The sequence below is a fragment of the Pseudomonas machongensis genome (genome assembly GCF_034961125.1).
Taxonomy (GTDB): Bacteria; Pseudomonadota; Gammaproteobacteria; order Pseudomonadales; family Pseudomonadaceae; genus Aquipseudomonas; species Aquipseudomonas machongensis.
Window position 1 is genome coordinate 1 of record NZ_JAYFUI010000180.1, and the last position, 17,870, is coordinate 17,870.

Annotated in this window: 15 protein-coding genes and 3 tRNA genes; 17 read left to right on the forward strand and 1 reads right to left on the reverse strand. The window is 62.5% G+C overall.

Annotation, left to right across the window (positions count from 1 at the left end):
• Positions 1-148 precede the first annotated feature (148 nt).
• From VA602_RS15965 to astE, 11 genes are all read left to right on the forward strand, one after another.
• Positions 149-838 carry an ABC transporter permease gene (locus VA602_RS15965; RefSeq protein WP_054891934.1) on the forward strand — a complete coding sequence of 230 codons (690 nt, stop codon included), beginning with the start codon at positions 149-151 and terminating at the stop codon, positions 836-838.
• Positions 835-1,533, forward strand: a complete 699-nt coding sequence (locus VA602_RS15970) for an ABC transporter permease (protein ID WP_054891933.1) — start codon at positions 835-837, stop codon at positions 1,531-1,533. Before VA602_RS15965 ends, VA602_RS15970 begins: the two co-directional genes overlap by 4 nt.
• Positions 1,534-1,555: 22 nt before the next feature.
• Positions 1,556-2,320, forward strand: coding sequence for an ABC transporter ATP-binding protein (locus VA602_RS15975; RefSeq protein ID WP_054891932.1), 765 nt, complete (start codon positions 1,556-1,558; stop codon positions 2,318-2,320).
• Between the two features lie 91 nt (positions 2,321-2,411).
• A complete protein-coding gene (gene argR / locus VA602_RS15980; RefSeq protein WP_153774610.1) occupies positions 2,412-3,392 on the forward strand; it encodes a transcriptional regulator ArgR in 981 nt (326 codons plus the stop codon).
• 338 nt (positions 3,393-3,730) lie between these two features.
• Positions 3,731-4,951, forward strand: a complete 1,221-nt coding sequence (locus VA602_RS15985) for an aspartate aminotransferase family protein (RefSeq protein WP_323453691.1) — start codon at positions 3,731-3,733, stop codon at positions 4,949-4,951.
• A 146-nt stretch (positions 4,952-5,097) separates the two neighbouring features.
• On the forward strand, positions 5,098-6,117 hold the full coding sequence (gene aruF, locus VA602_RS15990) for an arginine/ornithine succinyltransferase subunit alpha (protein WP_063545713.1): 1,020 nt from the start codon (positions 5,098-5,100) through the stop codon (positions 6,115-6,117).
• Positions 6,118-6,179: 62 nt separating this feature from the next.
• Positions 6,180-7,208, forward strand: a complete 1,029-nt coding sequence (gene astA / locus VA602_RS15995) for an arginine N-succinyltransferase (protein WP_054891928.1) — start codon at positions 6,180-6,182, stop codon at positions 7,206-7,208.
• A complete protein-coding gene (gene astD, locus VA602_RS16000; protein ID WP_323453815.1) occupies positions 7,205-8,671 on the forward strand; it encodes a succinylglutamate-semialdehyde dehydrogenase in 1,467 nt (488 codons plus the stop codon). The genes astA and astD overlap by 4 nt, the downstream gene beginning before the upstream one ends.
• A gap of 22 nt (positions 8,672-8,693) precedes the next feature.
• Positions 8,694-10,043: an N-succinylarginine dihydrolase gene (gene astB, locus VA602_RS16005; protein ID WP_323453692.1), complete on the forward strand. Its 1,350-nt coding sequence runs from the start codon at positions 8,694-8,696 to the stop codon at positions 10,041-10,043.
• Positions 10,044-10,058: 15 nt separating this feature from the next.
• Positions 10,059-10,349 (forward strand): hypothetical protein, encoded by a 291-nt coding sequence (locus VA602_RS16010; RefSeq protein WP_054891925.1) that lies wholly within the window; start codon positions 10,059-10,061, stop codon positions 10,347-10,349.
• An 11-nt stretch (positions 10,350-10,360) separates the two neighbouring features.
• Complete coding sequence (gene astE, locus VA602_RS16015; protein ID WP_063545710.1) at positions 10,361-11,368, forward strand: succinylglutamate desuccinylase; 1,008 nt, start codon at positions 10,361-10,363, stop codon at positions 11,366-11,368.
• 4 nt (positions 11,369-11,372) lie between these two features.
• Here the strand turns inward: astE and VA602_RS16020 are convergent, their stop codons facing one another.
• Positions 11,373-12,566: a M91 family zinc metallopeptidase gene (locus VA602_RS16020; protein ID WP_323453693.1), complete on the reverse strand. Its 1,194-nt coding sequence runs from the start codon at positions 12,564-12,566 to the stop codon at positions 11,373-11,375.
• Between the two features lie 354 nt (positions 12,567-12,920).
• Here VA602_RS16020 and alaS point away from each other — a divergent pair, with 354 nt between their 5' ends.
• The 6 genes from alaS to VA602_RS16050 all read left to right on the forward strand — a co-directional run bounded on the left by alaS (position 12,921) and on the right by VA602_RS16050 (position 17,723).
• Positions 12,921-15,545: an alanine--tRNA ligase gene (gene alaS / locus VA602_RS16025; RefSeq protein WP_323453694.1), complete on the forward strand. Its 2,625-nt coding sequence runs from the start codon at positions 12,921-12,923 to the stop codon at positions 15,543-15,545.
• An 84-nt stretch (positions 15,546-15,629) separates the two neighbouring features.
• Entirely contained in the window at positions 15,630-16,865 is a 1,236-nt protein-coding gene (locus VA602_RS16030) for an aspartate kinase (protein ID WP_054891921.1), read from the forward strand.
• Positions 16,866-17,038: 173 nt separating this feature from the next.
• A complete protein-coding gene (gene csrA, locus VA602_RS16035) occupies positions 17,039-17,227 on the forward strand; it encodes a carbon storage regulator CsrA (RefSeq protein WP_043209419.1) in 189 nt (62 codons plus the stop codon).
• A 72-nt stretch (positions 17,228-17,299) separates the two neighbouring features.
• A tRNA-Ser gene (locus tag VA602_RS16040) sits at positions 17,300-17,390 on the forward strand.
• A 107-nt stretch (positions 17,391-17,497) separates the two neighbouring features.
• A tRNA-Arg gene (locus VA602_RS16045) sits at positions 17,498-17,574 on the forward strand.
• Between the two features lie 72 nt (positions 17,575-17,646).
• Positions 17,647-17,723: transfer RNA gene (locus VA602_RS16050), tRNA-Arg, on the forward strand.
• Positions 17,724-17,870 lie beyond the last annotated feature (147 nt).

Consider the following 17,870-nt stretch of genomic DNA (forward strand, 5'->3'; position numbering starts at 1 on the left):
AAGAGATCGAGAAGAAATACTTCAACTTCGACATCTACGGCCCAGAGTCGAACTAAATCGTCGAGTTTCACCTGTGCAATGGTGCAAACAGCAGAATCTCTGAGGTTTGCACCATTTTTTCATTCCCAAGTCCTGAGGAATCCCAATCATGTTGAAAGGCTACGGGGCAGTCATCCTCGAGGGGGCGTGGCTGACGTTGCAGCTCGCCCTGTCGTCGATGGCCCTGGCCATCGTTCTGGGCCTGATCGGCGTGGCCTTGCGGCTGTCGCCGGTGCGCTGGCTGGCCTGGCTGGGCGACCTGTACTCCACGGTGATCCGTGGTATTCCGGACCTGGTGCTCATCCTGCTGATCTTCTATGGCGGCCAGGACATCATCAATCGGGTCGCGCCACTGGTGGGCTACGATGACTACATCGACCTGAACCCGATGATCGCCGGTATCGGCACGCTGGGCTTCATCTTTGGTGCCTACCTGTCGGAAACCTTCCGCGGCGCCTTCCTCGGCATTCCCAAGGGGCAGGCCGAAGCGGGCGCGGCCTATGGCATGAGCAGCCGCCAGGTATTCTTCCGCATCATGGTGCCGCAGATGATCCGCCTGGCCATTCCCGGCTTCACCAACAACTGGCTGGTGCTGACCAAGGCCACTGCGCTGATTTCCGTGGTCGGTCTGCAGGACATGATGTTCAAGGCCAAGCAGGCGGCGGATGCCACCCGCGAACCCTTCACTTTCTTCCTGGCGGTGGCGGCGCTGTACCTGGTGCTGACCAGCGTTTCGCTGCTGGCGTTGAAGTATCTCGAGAAGCGCTACTCGGTGGGCGTAAAGGCGGCTGAACTATGATCTTCGACTACAACGTCATCTGGGAGGCCATGCCGCTGTACATCGGCGGTTTGCTGACCACCCTCAAGCTGCTGGCGCTGTCGCTGTTCTTCGGCCTGCTGGCGGCCATTCCGCTGGGGTTGATGCGGGTGTCGAAGCAGCCGCTGGTGAACCTGATCGCGTGGCTCTACACCTACGTGATCCGCGGCACGCCGATGCTGGTGCAACTGTTCCTGATCTACTACGGCCTGGCCCAGTTCGAGGCGGTGCGCGAGAGCATCTTCTGGCCGTGGCTGTCGAGTGCCACCTTCTGCGCCTGCCTGGCGTTCGCCATCAACACCAGCGCCTACACCGCCGAAATCATCGCCGGCAGCCTCAAGGCCACGCCTCATGGCGAGATCGAGGCAGCCAAGGCCATGGGCATGTCGCGCTTCAAGATGTACCGCCGCATCCTGCTGCCTTCGGCCATGCGCCGGGCGCTGCCGCAGTACAGCAACGAAGTGATCATGATGCTGCAGACCACCAGCCTGGCGTCGATCGTCACCCTGATCGACATCACCGGTGCCGCGCGCACGGTCAATGCCCAGTACTACCTGCCTTTCGAGGCCTACATCACGGCGGGCGTGTTCTACCTGTGCCTGACCTTCATCCTCGTGCGCCTGTTCAAGATGGCCGAACGTCGCTGGCTCAGCTACCTGGCGCCGCGCAAGCACTGACCGCTCTGTGAGAATCGACAGCATGTACAAACTCCAAGTCCAAGACCTGCACAAGCGCTACGGCAGCCACGAGGTGCTCAAGGGCGTCTCGCTCGAAGCCAAGGCAGGCGATGTGATCAGCATCATCGGCTCGAGCGGTTCGGGCAAATCCACCTTCTTGCGCTGCATCAACCTGCTTGAGCAGCCGCATGCCGGCAAGATCCTCCTCAACAACGAGGAGCTCAAGCTGGTCGCCGGCAAGGACGGCGCGCTCAAGGCTGCCGACCCCAAGCAGCTGCAGCGCATGCGTTCGCGCCTGTCGATGGTGTTCCAGCATTTCAACCTGTGGGCGCACATGACTGCACTCGAGAACATCATCGAGGCGCCGGTGCATGTGCTGGGCATGAACAAGAAGGAGGCGCTGGAAAAGGCCGAGCACTACCTGGCCAAGGTAGGTGTGGCGCATCGCAAGGATGCTTTCCCCGGGCACATGTCCGGCGGTGAGCAGCAGCGCGTGGCGATCGCTCGCGCCCTGGCCATGGAGCCTGAGGTGATGCTGTTCGACGAGCCGACTTCGGCGCTCGATCCTGAGCTGGTGGGCGATGTGCTGAAGGTTATGCAGTCGTTGGCCCAGGAAGGCCGCACCATGGTGGTGGTCACGCATGAAATGGGCTTTGCCCGCGAGGTGTCCAACCAGCTGGTGTTCCTGCACAAGGGGTTGGTCGAGGAGCGGGGTAATCCGCGTGAGGTGCTGGTCAATCCGCAATCCGAGCGTCTCAAGCAGTTTCTCTCTGGCAGCCTGAAGTAAAAGCTGCACTCCTGCACCAGAATAGGGCATGCTGCGCAGCGAGCGCGGCATGACCCGTGCCTCACTCGACTTCAGGTTTCGGACCTAGCCTATGACCACCCAGCGAATCGGATTTCTTATCTGGCCCGGCACCAAGCCGCTGACCCTGGCCCTGGCCGAGGAAGTGCTGCAGGTGGCGCAGCGGGTGCATCCTGATGTGGTCTACGAGCTGGCATACCTGCAGGCCGAGCCTGCCGAAGCGGGCGCCTGGCGCCTGCCGGGCGAGCCCTGGAACGGTCGGCTGGAGGGTTTCCAGAAGCTTCTGGTGCTCGCTGACGAGCCGCCGCTGGCGGTGGGTTCGGCGCTGTCGGCGGCGCTCAAGCACCTGGCCCGCAGTGGCTGCATGATTGGTGGGTTGTCGGCGGGCGTGTACCCGTTGGCCTTGCTGGGTCTGCTCGACGGTTACCGGGCGGCGGTGCACTGGCGCTGGCAGGACGACTTTGCAGAGCGTTTCCCCAAGGTTATCGCCACCAGTCATCTGTTCGACTGGGATCGCGACCGCCTGACTGCCTGTGGTGGCATGGCGGTGACCGACCTGCTGCTGGCGGTGCTGGCCCGTGATCACGGGGCAGAGTTGGCCGGCGCGGTGTCCGAGGAACTGGTGGTCGAGCGCATTCGTGAAGGCGGGGAGCGTCAGCGTATCCCGTTGCAGAATCGTCTGGGCTCCAGTCACCCCAAGCTGACCCAGGCCGTGCTGTTGATGGAGGCCAACATCGAAGAGCCGCTGACCACCGACGAGATCGCCCAGCATGTCTGTGTCTCGCGCCGGCAGTTGGAGCGGATCTTCAAGCAGTACCTCAATCGCGTGCCCAGCCAGTACTATCTGGAGCTGCGCCTGAACAAGGCGCGGCAGATGCTGATGCAGACCAGCAAGTCGATCATCCAGATCGGCTTGTCGTGCGGGTTCTCATCCGGGCCGCATTTCTCCAGCGCCTACCGCAATTTCTTCGGCGCCACGCCGCGGGAAGACCGCAACCAGCGGCGCAGCAGCAGCCCGTTCGAGTTGAGTTCGGCGTCGGCCGAGCGCGGTTGAGGTCGGGGCGAGTCCGCTTCCATAGCTGCCCCACTGATTCTGAGTTCGCCGGGGTAGCTGTGGGAGCGGGCTTGCCCGGCGATAGGGCCGCCGCGGGCGTCTCCCTCTCCTGTGAACACCCGTTCTCCCAATTTGCCCAACCCTCTCCCCGCCACCCCGTCAGCCCGTTACACTGCGCGATTGCGACAGTGTTTGTCGCATTGCCGAAAACCCAGGTAAAACAGGGGTTGGCGCTGTAACAAGTTGTCGCCTGGCAGCAAGGACAGGCGCCGATCAGTCCTTACAATCCCCCCATCGCTCGCCACTTTCAGGCCAGCGTTCCTCTTCAGGAGACTCAGATGTCCGTTGAGCAAGCCCCGGTGCAGCGTGCCGATTTCGACCAGGTCATGGTTCCCAACTACTCCCCGGCGGCCTTCATTCCTGTTCGAGGCGAGGGCTCCCGCGTCTGGGACCAGTCGGGCCGCGAACTCATCGACTTCGCCGGCGGCATTGCGGTGAACGCCCTGGGTCATTGCCACCCGGCACTGGTCAAGGCGCTGACCGAACAGGCCAACACCCTGTGGCACGTGTCCAACGTCTTCACCAACGAGCCGGCCCTGCGCCTGGCGCACAAGCTGGTGGATGCCACCTTTGCCGACCGTGCTTTCTTCTGCAACTCCGGCGCCGAAGCCAACGAGGCCGCCTTCAAGCTGGCCCGTCGTGTCGGGCATGACCGCTTCGGCCCGGAAAAGCACGAGATCATCGCCACCGTGAACAGCTTCCACGGTCGCACCCTGTTCACCGTCAGCGTCGGTGGCCAGCCCAAGTACTCCGACGGTTTCGGGCCGAAGATCACCGGTATCAGCCATGTCCCGTACAACGACCTGGAAGCGCTGAAGGCACAGATCTCCGACAAGACCTGCGCCGTGGTGATCGAGCCGATCCAGGGCGAGAGCGGGGTGGTGCCGGCCGACAAGGCCTACCTGGAAGGTGCGCGCAAACTGTGTGACGAGCACAACGCCCTGCTGATCTTCGATGAAGTGCAGACTGGCGTCGGCCGTACCGGATCGCTGTACGCCTACCAGCACTACGGCGTGACCCCGGATATCCTGACCAGCGCCAAGAGCCTGGGCGGTGGCTTCCCGATCGGTGCCATGCTGACCACCACCGAGCTGGCCAAGCACCTGGCCGTTGGCACCCACGGCACCACCTATGGCGGCAACCCGCTGGGTTGCGCCGTCGCCTGTGCGGTGCTGGACGTGGTCAACACCCCCGAGACGCTGGCCGGCATCAAGACCAAGCACGCGCGTTTCAAGACCCGTCTGGAGAAGATCGGCCAGGACACTGGCCTGTTCACCCGGGTGCGTGGCGTCGGCCTGCTGATCGGCTGTGTGCTGAGCGAGGCCTGGAAAGGCAAGGCCAAGGACATCCTCAATGCCGCAGAGAAAGAAGGCGTGATGGTGCTGCAGGCCGGTCCTGACGTCGTGCGCTTCGCGCCGAGCCTGGTGGTCGAGGACGCTGACATCGACGAGGGCCTGGACCGCTTCGAGCGCGCTGTGGCCAAGCTGACCCAGGGCTGATCGCCCTGCGGTCCCATCGCCGGGGCGGATCGTACTGCGCCGGCGATACCTGAATTTCAGTGCGGGTGCCTGCTTGTGCAAGCAAGGGTGTGCCCGCCGTTCTTCCGTGCCGACCGGGTCGGCCCGTATTCCAAAGGAGTGACACCATGCTGGTGATGCGCCCCGCGCAAATGGCGGATCTGAATGAAGTGCAGCGCATGGCTGCCGACAGCCCCATTGGTGTCACCTCGCTGCCCGATGACGCGGGCCGCCTGGGCGACAAGATCGCCGCCTCGGAAACCTCCTTCGCTGCCGAGGTGAGCTTCAACGGAGAAGAGAGCTATTTCTTCGTGCTTGAAGACAGCACCTCCGGCAAGCTCGCCGGCTGTTCGGCCATCGTCGCCTCGGCCGGCTATTCCGAGCCGTTCTACAGCTTTCGCAACGAAACCTTCGTGCACGCTTCGCGCGAGCTGAAGATCCACAACAAGATCCACGTTCTGTCGCTGTGCCACGACCTGACCGGCAACAGCCTGCTGACCAGCTTCTACGTATTGCCCGAGCTGGTGAACAGCGGCTTCGCCGAGCTCAATTCGCGCGGTCGCCTGCTGTTCATGGCCTCGCATCCCGAGCGTTTTGCCGACTCGGTGGTGACCGAGATCGTCGGCTACAGCGACGATCAGGGCGAGTCACCGTTCTGGGACGCCATCGGGCGCAACTTCTTCGACCTCAACTACGCCGACGCCGAGCGCCTGTGCGGGCTGAAGAGCCGGACCTTCCTCGCCGAACTGATGCCGCACTATCCGATCTACGTGCCGTTGCTGCACGACGAAGCCCAGGAAGCCATGGGCCAGGTGCACCCGCGCGCGCAGATTACCTTCGACATCCTGATGCGCGAGGGTTTCGAGACCGAGCACTACATCGACATCTTCGACGGTGGCCCGACCTTGCATGCACGCACCTCGGCGATCCGCTCGATTGCCCAGAGCCGCGTGGTGCCGGTCAGGATTGACGACACGCCAGTCAAGGGCGGGCGCCCGTACCTGGTGTGCAACGGCCAGTTGCAGGACTACCGCGCCGTGCTGCTGGAACTGGACTGGGTGCCGGGCAAGCCAGTGGCACTGAGCAATGAAGCTGCCGACGCCCTGGGCGTCGGTGAAGGTGGCAACGTCCGTCTGGTTGCCGCCTGAGCCTGCGCGAAGCTGGCAAGCGCGATTCGCGGCAGGCAGAGGCCGCCGCACAAGGAGATAGCATGATCGTTCGTCCTGTACGCAGCAGCGATTTACCCGCGCTGATCGAATTGGCCCGCAGCACCGGTACCACCGGGCTGACCACGCTTCCTGCCAACGAGGAGCGACTGGCCCGCCGTGTCGGCTGGGCCGAGAAGAGCTTCAGTGGGGAAGCCGAGCGTGGCGACACCGATTACCTGTTCGTGCTGGAGAACGACGAAGGGCTGGTGGTCGGCATCAGCGCCATCGCCGGCGCCGTCGGTTTGCGCGAGCCTTGGTACAACTATCGGGTCGGCCTGACGGTCAGCGCCTCGCAGGAACTGAACATCTACCGCGAGATCCCGACCCTGTTCCTGGCCAACGACCTGACCGGCAACTCCGAGCTGTGCTCGCTGTTCCTGCGCAGTGACTACCGCAGCGGGCGCAATGGGCACCTGCTGTCGAAGTCGCGCATGCTGTTCATCGCCGAATTCCCTGACCTGTTCGGCAAGAAGATCATCGCCGAGATGCGTGGCATGTCCGACGCTGCCGGTCGTTCGCCGTTCTGGGAAAGCCTGGGCCGCCACTTCTTCAAGATGGAATTCAGCCAGGCCGACTACCTCACCGGTGTGGGCAACAAATCGTTCATCGCCGAGCTGATGCCCAAGTTCCCGCTGTACACCTGTTTCCTGTCGGAGGCTGCGCGCAGCGTCATCGGGCGCGTGCACACCGACACCGAGCCTGCGCTGGCGATGCTCAAGCGCGAAGGTTTCAACTATCAAGGCTACGTCGACATCTTCGATGCCGGCCCGGCAATCGAATGCGAGACCGCGAAGATCCGAGCCGTGCGCGAGAGTGAAACCCTGGTGCTGGCGGTCGGTACGCCGGGTGACGACGCCACGCCTTACATCATCCACAACCGCAAGCGCGAAGATTGCCGTATTACCGCAGCGCCCGCGCGTCTGGCGGCCGGGACATTGGTCGTCGATCCGCAGACCGCCAAGCGCCTGCGCCTGGGCGTTGGCGATAACGTTCGCGCCGTGCCGCTGACTGCACCCCGGGAGACCCAATAATGACCACGCATTACATCGCCGGAAACTGGCAGGACGGCCAGGGTGACGCCCTGCAATCGCTCGACCCGGTCAGCCAGGCCGTGGTCTGGCAAGGGCAGGGCGCGGCGCCTGCTCAGGTCGAAGCTGCTGTGCAGGCGGCGCGCAATGCCTTTCCAGCCTGGGCGCAACTGAGCCTGGAGGCGCGCATCGCCGTGCTCGAAGGCTTCGCCGACCAGCTCAAGGCCAACGCCGACGAACTGGCCCGCTGCATCGGTGAGGAAACCGGCAAGCCCTTGTGGGAGTCGGCCACCGAAGTCACCAGCATGGTCAACAAGGTAGCGATCTCGGTGCAGAGCTACCGCGAGCGTACCGGCGAGAAGAGCGGCCCGCTGGCCGACGCGACCGCCGTGTTGCGCCACAAGCCGCATGGCGTGGTGGCGGTGTTCGGCCCCTATAACTTCCCTGGTCACTTGCCTAACGGCCATATCGTGCCGGCGCTGCTGGCTGGCAACTGTGTCGTGTTCAAGCCCAGCGAGCTGACCCCCAAGGTCGCCGAGCTGACGGTCAAGTGCTGGATCGCCGCCGGGTTGCCGAGCGGTGTGCTCAACCTGGTGCAAGGCGCCCGTGAAACCGGTGTCGCTCTGGCGGCCAACCCGGGCATAGATGGTCTGTTCTTCACCGGTTCCAGCCGCACCGGCAACCTGCTGCACCAGCAGTTCGCCGGTCGCCCGGACAAGATCCTGGCGCTGGAAATGGGCGGCAACAATCCGCTGGTGGTCGATGAGGTCAAGGATCTGGATGCTGCGGTCTACACCATCATCCAGTCGGCGTTCATTTCGGCCGGGCAGCGTTGCACCTGTGCCCGCCGTCTTCTGGTGCCGCACGGCGCCTGGGGTGACACGCTGCTTGCGCGCCTGGTCGAGGTCAGTCGCAGCATCAGCGTCGGTGCCTTCGACCAGCAACCGGCGCCATTCATGGGCTCGGTGATTTCACTGCAGGCTGCCGGTGCCTTGCTGGCGGCGCAGTCCGAACTGCTGGCCAAGGGCGCGCAGGCGCTGCTGGAAATGACCCAGCCAAAGGCCGGCGCTGCCTTGTTGACGCCAGGCATCCTCGATGTTTCGGCAGTTGCCGACCGGCCCGACGAAGAGTTCTTCGGCCCGCTGCTGCAGGTGATTCGCTACAGCGACTTCGATGCGGCGATCGATGAAGCCAACAACACCCAGTACGGCCTGGCAGCCGGGTTGCTGTCCGACTCGCGCGCTCGTTACCAGTACTTCTGGTTGCGCAGCCGCGCCGGCATCGTCAACTGGAACAAGCAACTCACCGGCGCCGCCAGCAGCGCACCGTTCGGTGGCGTGGGGGCCAGTGGCAATCACCGGGCCAGTGCCTATTACGCGGCGGACTACTGCGCCTACCCCGTGGCCTCGCTGGAGACCGCCAGCCTTGCCCTGCCGGCGACCCTGACGCCGGGCGTCACCCTATAACAACAGGTCTCGGAGCTAGCCGATGAAATCCTATGAAGTGAATTTTGATGGCCTGGTGGGGCCAACCCACAACTACGGCGGCCTCTCGTACGGCAACGTGGCCTCGCAGAGCAACAGCCAGCAGTGCTCCAATCCGCGAGAAGCGGCACGCCAGGGCCTGGCAAAAATGAAAGCCTTGATGGAGATGGGCTTCAAGCAAGGTGTGCTGGCCCCGCAGGAGCGCCCGGATGTGGCTGCCCTGCGCCGCCTGGGCTTCACCGGCAGCGACGCCGAGGTGATCCGCCGCGCCGCCAAGGAGGCCATGCCGCTGCTCGTCGCCAGTTGCTCGGCCTCGAGCATGTGGGTGGCCAACGCCGCCACCGTCAGCCCCAGCGCCGACACGTCGGATGGGCGGGTGCATTTCACTGCAGCCAACCTCAACTGCAAGTACCACCGCAGCATCGAACACCCGACCACCAGTCGCGTGCTGGCGGCGATGTTCGCTGACGAGCAGCATTTCGCCCATCACGCGGCATTGCCGGCAGTGGCCCAGTTCGGCGACGAGGGTGCGGCCAACCACACGCGTTTCTGCCGTGCGTACGGCGAGTCGGGCGTGGAGTTCTTCGTCTATGGGCGCAGCGCCTTCGACGCGCGCTACCCGGCGCCACAGAAGTATCCGGCGCGCCAGACCCTCGAGGCCTCCCAGGCCGTTGCGCGGTTGCATGGCCTTGGCGAGGAAGGTGTGGTCTACGCTCAACAGAACCCGGCGGTGATCGACCAGGGGGTGTTCCATAACGACGTGATTTCGGTGGGTAACGGCGAGGTGCTGTTCTACCACGAGGACGCCTTCCTCGAGACCGACACGGTGCTTGGCCAACTGCAGGCTAAACTGGCTGCAAAGGGCGGCAACTTCCAGGCCATCCGCGTGCCGCGTTCGGCAGTGACGGTGGAGGACGCGGTGCGGTCCTACCTGTTCAACAGCCAGTTGCTGTCGCGCGACGACGGTTCCATGCTGCTGGTGGTACCTGAAGAGTGCCGCAACAACGAGCGGGTGTGGAGTTACCTGAGCCAGCTGACCGGCCAGCAGGGCGTGGTGAAGGAGGTCAAGGTGTTCGACCTCAAGCAGAGCATGCAGAACGGCGGAGGCCCCGCCTGCCTGCGCTTGCGCGTGGCCCTGAAGGAAACGGAACTGGCGGCGGTCAACCAAGGCGTTATCATGACCGCCCCGCTGTACGACACCCTGGTGCAGTGGGTCGACAAGCACTACCGCGACCGTCTGGGCGAAGCTGATCTTGCCGACCCGCAATTGCTGGACGAATGCCGTACGGCACTGGATGAATTGACCCAGATCCTGAAGTTGGGTTCGGTCTATCCGTTCCAACGCCAACCTTGATAGAGAGAATTTGCAATGTCCGACGCCCTGCGCCTGATCCTGGAAGATGAAGACGGCACCCAGCTGGAAACCTCCTGCACCCGCTTTGCGGTGGTCTGGCAAGGCAAGGAGGTGTGGATCCAGCAGGATGGCCGCGGTCAACTGCTGATCGGTGTCGATGTCGAGGAAGACGATACCGAGTACGCCAACCTGTTGCTGCGCCCGATGGCCACCAACCTGGTCAGCCTGCAACTGGAGATGGAACCTGCCGAGGTCGGTGAAGACGACGATCACGTGCACGGTCCGGATTGCGGTCACCACCACTAAGGAAATGCCCTATGCTCGCCCTCGGCAAACTGCTTGAGCTGACCCTGACCGATCACGAACCGGCCGAGAAGACCCAAGTGACCCCCAAGGGCGTGCGTTTGCGCTGGTTGGGGGAGGGCGCGCTGGAGGTGCGTCCGGCCGAGAGCGAAGATTGTGGGCTCGACCTGTTGTTGTCGGCCGGCATCCACGGCAACGAGACCGCGCCGATCGAGTTGTTGGAGCGGCTGCTGCATGGTGTGGCCAACGGCCAGATCAAGCCGCGTGCCAGGGTGTTGTTCCTGTTCGGCAACCCTGCGGCGATTCGCAAGGGCGAGCGCTTCATCGAGCAGGACATCAATCGCCTGTTCAACGGTCGTCACGAGCTTTCCAGTGGTTTCGAGGCGCTGCGCGCCGCGGAGCTCGAGCAGTTTGCCCGGGTGTTCTTCAACAAGCCCGAGCGTACTCGCCTGCATTACGACCTGCACACGGCCATTCGCGGTTCGAAGATCGAGCAGTTCGCGCTGTACCCGTTCAAGGAAGGCCGCAAGCATTCACGCCGCGAACTGGCGCGCCTGGCGGCCGCCGGCATGGAGGCGGTGCTGCTGCAGAGCAAGTCGTCGATCACCTTCAGTGCTTTCACCTACGAACAACTCGACGCCGAAGCCTTCACCCTGGAGCTGGGCAAGGCCCGTCCTTTCGGGCAGAACGAGCAGGTCAATCTCGACAAGCTCGAGGAGCGGCTTGTTCAGATCATCGAGCATACCGAGCCTGAGACCGATGCCTCGCTCGATGGTCTGAAACTGTTCAGCGTGGCGCGCGAGATCATCAAGCACAGCGACAGTTTCCACTTGCACTTGCCGGCGGATATCGAGAATTTTTCCGAGCTGAGCAAGGGCTATCTGCTGGCCGAGGACCTGGCCGAAACACGCTGGGTCGTGGAAGAGGAAGGGGCACGTATCATTTTCCCCAACCCCAAGGTCAGGAATGGCTTGCGGGCAGGGATTCTGATCGTGCCGGATTCCGGGCAGCGCCTGGAGTAGGGGTTCAGGGGTACGTCAGCCTGGGTGGTAGGCCCAGTTCGTGTCGCAAGGCATTTTCGTTGAACGGCGCAGGATTGGTGTCGGTATCGGGCGTGCTTGGATCGTCGTCGAAATCGAACAGGGAGCCTGGGTTTTCGAGCCCGACAGCCAAGCGCTCGGAGTTGTCGTTCACGCTTCCGGTCGCAAAGTTCCAGACGTGACAGAGCTCGTGGTAGAGCATCACCAGTGATGGTGCGTCACGCCTGTGGGCCAGCGGGTTATAGCCGATTTTGCAGTTCAGGATGCGATCGCCTCGCATGCCGTTTCGGATTGTCGGATCGCCTTGGGCGGGATCAAATCCAGCATAAGCATTGTCCAGTTCCGGGATCGACTTGATGGCGACCTTCACCTTGTGCGCCACCAACTGCTCCAGAAGCCCCGAGGCACTCGGGCTGGCCCGCAGCATCACCAACTGGCGCCTGACCTTGTCGGTGTACGCGGGATCACCCTGGATATCGAAGGTGTCGAGGTATTGCGCTGGTAGCTGCGCATCGTGTGCCTCGTAGAGCAGTGGTGCGCTGAAACCGTCCTCGACGAGAATGCTGCTGGCGTTGCCGTAGAGTCGATCGTCCAGTGGCCCTGTGGACAGGCGATTGTGGCCGGCAAAGGCCTCGATGGTCGCATTGCCTGCATTGACCCTGACGACGTCGTCGCCAGCGCCGGCATACAACGTGCTGTGGGCAGCGGCGCTGTGCAGGGCGTCGTTGCCCTTGCCGCCATCGATTTCCGCTTGCCGAACCCCCTCTACCACGACGTGGTCATCGCCGGCCCCGGCGTCAATGAGCACCGAGCCGGCATTCAGGGGCCGGCCGTCAGGAGGCAATTGGCCCTCGATCCGGATGCGGTCGTTGCCCTCGCCGGTCTCGATCACGATGCGGCTGTCGAGGGTGGACTCGACAAATACGTTGTCGTCGCCGGCGCCAGTGCGAATATGCAGCATCTCTGTTTTTGCCAGGGCCAGCGTGTAGCGGGTGGCTTCGATGCGCAGCACGATGCCTTCAGGGGTTGGATGAACCGACAATTCAGTGTCAGGGGCCATCGCCTCGATCAGCAGCGTGTTGTCATGGCGAGTGATCGCCAGTGGGCCGCTTCTGTATGGCAGTTGCTGTGTCAGCACAAGGCCGGAAGGGGCGTGGATCTTGAGGTCTTCGGGCGCCATGGGCGTCTCCTTTCGTAGGGGAGGCTACATTCTGGCGTCCGCTCGGTGCTTCCAGTGGTACTCCTGTACCGCCTGAATAGTCAGTACGAGGCGGATGAAAGGGATTTAATTTGCCGCCTATTCCCTTTTCCTTTCCTCTGGGTGGTAATTGGCTTGTCAGTGACGAAAGCCGCGATTTAGCATCCACTCATGTCGTTTTTACCCGTTTGCAGCGGAAAAACTGTCCGTTTGCCGGTTTCCATCGCATAAACACACTGCACCTCGATTGCAGGACCGATATAATGCGGCCCTTTGCCGTCGTTTCGTCGATCCGACGCGTTAGCCAAAACGGCCGCCGTTTCCGTGGAAGAACCTATGAAAAGCGCAGAAATCCGTGAAGCCTTCCTTCGCTTCTTCGAAGAGCAGGGACATACCCGAGTCGCCTCCAGTTCGCTGATCCCGAACAACGACCCAACCCTGCTGTTCACCAACGCAGGCATGAACCAGTTCAAGGACTGCTTCCTGGGCGCCGAGAAGCGCGCCTACACGCGCGCTGTCAGCAGCCAGAAGTGCGTGCGCGCCGGTGGCAAGCACAACGACCTGGAAAACGTCGGCTACACCGCGCGTCACCACACTTTCTTCGAGATGCTGGGTAACTTCAGCTTCGGTGACTATTTCAAGCGTGACGCGATCACCTTCGCCTGGACCTTCCTGACCTCCGACAAGTGGCTGAACCTGCCCAAGGAGAAGCTCTGGGTCACTGTCTACGCCAGCGACGACGAAGCCTACGACATCTGGACCAAGGAAGTCGGCGTGCCGGCCGAGCGCATGGTGCGCATCGGTGACAACAAAGGCGCCCCGTACGCTTCCGACAACTTCTGGACCATGGGTGATACCGGCCCTTGCGGTCCGTGCACCGAGATCTTCTACGACCACGGCGCCGACATCTGGGGTGGCCCACCCGGCTCGCCGGAAGAAGACGGCGACCGCTATATCGAGATCTGGAACAACGTCTTCATGCAGTTCAACCGCACTGCCGACGGTGTCCTGCACCCGTTACCCGCCCCGTCGGTGGACACCGGCATGGGCCTTGAGCGCATCAGTGCGGTGATGCAGCACGTGCACTCGAACTACGAGATCGACCTGTTCCAGAGTCTGCTCGAGGCCGCAGCCCAGGCCATCGGTTGCCGCAACGAAGCGCAGTCGTCGCTGAAAGTGGTCGCCGACCACATCCGTTCCTGCGGCTTCCTGATCGCCGACGGCGTGCTGCCTTCCAACGAAGGCCGTGGCTATGTGCTGCGCCGCATCATTCGTCGCGCCTGCCGCCACGGCAACAAACTTGGCGCCAAGGGCAGCTTCTTCCACAAGGTCGTGGCCGCACTGGTCAGCGAGATGGGTGAAGCCTTCCCTGAGCTCAAGAGCCAGCAGGCGCACATCGAGCGCGTGCTCAAGACCGAAGAAGAGCAGTTCGCCAAGACCCTCGAGCAGGGCCTGCGCATCCTCGAACAGGACCTGGCGCAGTTGCAGGGCACGGTCGTGCCGGGCGACGTGGTGTTCAAGCTGTACGACACCTATGGCGTCCCCATGGACCTGACCGCCGACATCGCCCGCGAGCGTGAGCTGACCATCGACGAAGCCGGCTTCGAGCGCGAGATGGACGCCCAGCGCGAGCGCGCCCGCTCGGCCAGCGCCTTCGGCATGGACTACAACAGCCTGGTCAAGGTCGATACCGCCACCGATTTCCTCGGATACAGCAGCACCGAAGGTCAGGGCAAGATCATCGCCCTGTATAAGGATGGCCAGTCGGTCGACCAGTTGGGCGAAGGCGAGGAGGGCGTGGTCGTCCTGGATCGCACGCCGTTCTACGCCGAATCCGGCGGCCAGGTCGGTGACAGTGGCTACCTGCAGGCTGGCGCTGCGCGCTTCGATGTGCGCGACACCACCAAGACCGGTGGTGCCTTCCTGCACCACGGCGTGGTCGCCAGCGGCGCGCTGCTGATTGGCGCCCCGGTCGAGGCCCGCGTGGATGCCGATGTGCAGCACGCCACCTCGCTGAACCACTCCGCGACCCACCTGCTGCACGCTGCTCTGCGTGAAGTGCTGGGCGAGCACGTCCAGCAGAAGGGCTCGCTGGTCGACAGCCAGCGCCTGCGCTTCGACTTCAGCCACTTCGAGGCTGTGACGCCTGCGCAGATCAAGGCACTCGAAGACATCGTAAACCGCGAAGTGCGCAAGAACTCCGCGGTCGAAACCATCGAGACCGATATCGAGACCGCCAAGCGCAAAGGCGCCATGGCGCTGTTCGGTGAGAAATACGGCGACACCGTGCGCGTACTGAGCATGGGCGGTGATTTCTCGGTAGAGCTGTGCGGCGGCATCCACGCCAAGCGCACCGGCGATATCAGCCTGTTCAAGATCATCAGTGAAGGTGGCGTAGCCTCCGGTGTGCGTCGTATCGAGGCGATCACCGGTGCTGCGGCGCTGGCCTACCTGAACGCTGCCGAAGAGCAGGTCAAGGAAGCGGCGCAACTGGTCAAGGGTAACCGCGACAACCTGATCGACAAGCTGTCGGCTGTGCTCGAGCGCAACCGTCAGCTGGAGAAGCAGCTCGAGCAGCTGCAGGCCAAGGCCGCCAGCGCCGCAGGGGACGATCTCTCCAGTGCGGCCGTTGAGGTCAAGGGTGCCAAGGTGCTTGCCGCTCGCCTGGATGGGCAGGATGGCAAGGCGCTGCTGGCGCTCGTCGATCAGCTGAAGAACAAGCTCGGCCATGCAGTGATCCTGCTGGGCAGCGAGCATGAGGGCAAGGTCGTGCTGGTGGCCGGCGTGACCAAAGACCTCTCCAGCCAACTCAAGGCTGGCGACCTGATGAAGCAGGCCGCTGCGGCGGTGGGCGGAAAGGGCGGTGGTCGTCCGGACATGGCCCAGGGTGGTGGCGTCGACGTCGCTGCGCTGGATCAGGCCCTGGCACTGGCCGTGCCGTTCGCCGAGCAGGGGCTTTGAGATGACGCGCCCCGCAGTCTGGTTGCGGGGCGCGTCAGGAAGGATTGTTTACTGGGTGCCCTTCGTGGGCTGAGGCACTTTGAAATGGCGTTGATCGTACAGAAATTTGGCGGCACCTCCGTTGGCTCTATCGAGCGGATCGAGCAGGTGGCCGACAAGGTCAAGAAACACCGCGAGGCAGGCGATGACCTGGTGGTTGTGCTGTCGGCCATGAGCGGGGAAACCAACCGCTTGATCGACCTGGCCAAGCAGGTGTCCGATCAGCTGGTTCCGCGTGAACTGGATGTGATCGTCTCGACCGGCGAGCAGGTGACCATTGCGCTGCTGGCCATGGCGCTGATCAAGCGTGGCGTGCCGGCGGTGTCCTACACCGGCAACCAGGTGCGCATCCTGACCGACAGCGCGCACAACAAGGCGCGCATCCTGCAGATCGATGACCAGAAGATCCGCGCCGACCTCAAGGCTGGCACCGTGGTCGTGGTCGCAGGTTTCCAGGGCGTCGACGAGCACGGCAACATCACCACCCTCGGGCGTGGTGGCTCCGACACGACCGGTGTTGCCCTGGCGGCAGCGCTGGGGGCCGACGAATGCCAGATCTACACCGATGTCGATGGCGTCTATACCACCGATCCACGTGTGGTACCGCAGGCCCGTCGCCTGGAGAAGATCACCTTTGAAGAGATGCTGGAAATGGCCAGCCTCGGTTCCAAGGTGCTGCAGATCCGTTCGGTGGAGTTCGCCGGCAAATACAACGTTCCGCTGCGCGTGCTGCACAGCTTCAAGGAGGGTCCGGGTACCCTCATTACCATCGATGAAGAGGAATCCATGGAACAGCCGATCATTTCCGGTATCGCCTTCAACCGTGATGAGGCCAAGCTGACCATTCGTGGCGTACCGGACACCCCGGGCGTTGCTTTCAAGATCCTCGGCCCGATCAGCGCCGCGAACATCGAAGTCGACATGATCGTGCAGAACGTCTCGCACGATAACACCACCGACTTCACCTTCACCGTGCACCGCAACGAGTACGAAAAGGCTCTGAGCGTGCTGGAGAACACCGCTCGTGAAATCGGTGCCCGTGAAGTGATCGGCGATACCAAGATCGCCAAGGTGTCGATCGTTGGCGTCGGCATGCGCTCCCACGCGGGCGTGGCCAGCCGTATGTTCGAGGCCCTGGCCAAGGAGAGCATCAACATCCAGATGATCTCTACTTCCGAGATCAAGGTGTCGGTGGTGATCGAAGAGAAGTACCTGGAGCTGGCCGTACGCGCGCTGCACACCGCGTTCGAGCTCGATGCGCCTGCCCGACAGAGCGAGTGACGCATTGCCCCGGGGGGCGCGGCGTTGGCCGCGCCCTTCGCGTTTCTGGCTGTCATGCGGGTTACTGTCCTTTCCTGCCTGACAGTCGATAAGGAGGGCTGGGCCTTCGTCCCGACCAGCCCTCTGTTTCCAACAGACTGTTGTCCCTGAATGAACTGCGTGAGGAGAAAGCTATGTTGATTCTGACTCGTCGGTGCGCCGAGAGCCTGATCATTGGTGATGGTGAGATCACCGTGACGGTCCTGGGTGTCAAAGGCAACCAGGTACGAATCGGTGTGAGTGCCCCTAAGGAAGTGGCTGTTCACCGCGAGGAAATCTACCTGCGGATCAAGAAAGAGAAGGACGAAGAACCAACCCTTTAATTTTTTTGAAGTTTTTTTCAAAAAAGGGTTTGCAAACGGGGAGGGGTCTGGTTAATATACGCCCCGTGTTGCGGTGAGGTGGCCGAGTGGCCGAAGGCGCTCCCCTGCTAAGGGAGTATACCTCATAAGGGTATCGGGGGTTCGAATCCCCCCTTCACCGCCATTCTTCGTGTAGGGCGCTGTAACTGGTCAAAATGCTTAAGTCGTTGAAATTAAACGAAAAAGTACTTGGCAAAACGGTTTAGCGAACTATAATGCGCGGCAAGACACGGACTCATAGCTCAGCTGGATAGAGTACTCGGCTACGAACCGAGCGGTCGGAGGTTCGAATCCTCCTGAGTCCGCCATACAATGAGGCGGTTTTCTTTGGAAGACGCATCATTTCACCAGTGGTAATCTGGTCTAAAACTACCATCGACGGACTCATAGCTCAGCTGGATAGAGTACTCGGCTACGAACCGAGCGGTCGGAGGTTCGAATCCTCCTGAGTCCGCCACTTTCTGAAGTGGCTTTGCTTGTCGAGAAATCCTCAAGAAGAGAAGCTTCGAAACCAGTGGTAATCTGGTCTAAAACTACCACCACGGACTCATAGCTCAGCTGGATAGAGTACTCGGCTACGAACCGAGCGGTCGGAGGTTCGAAT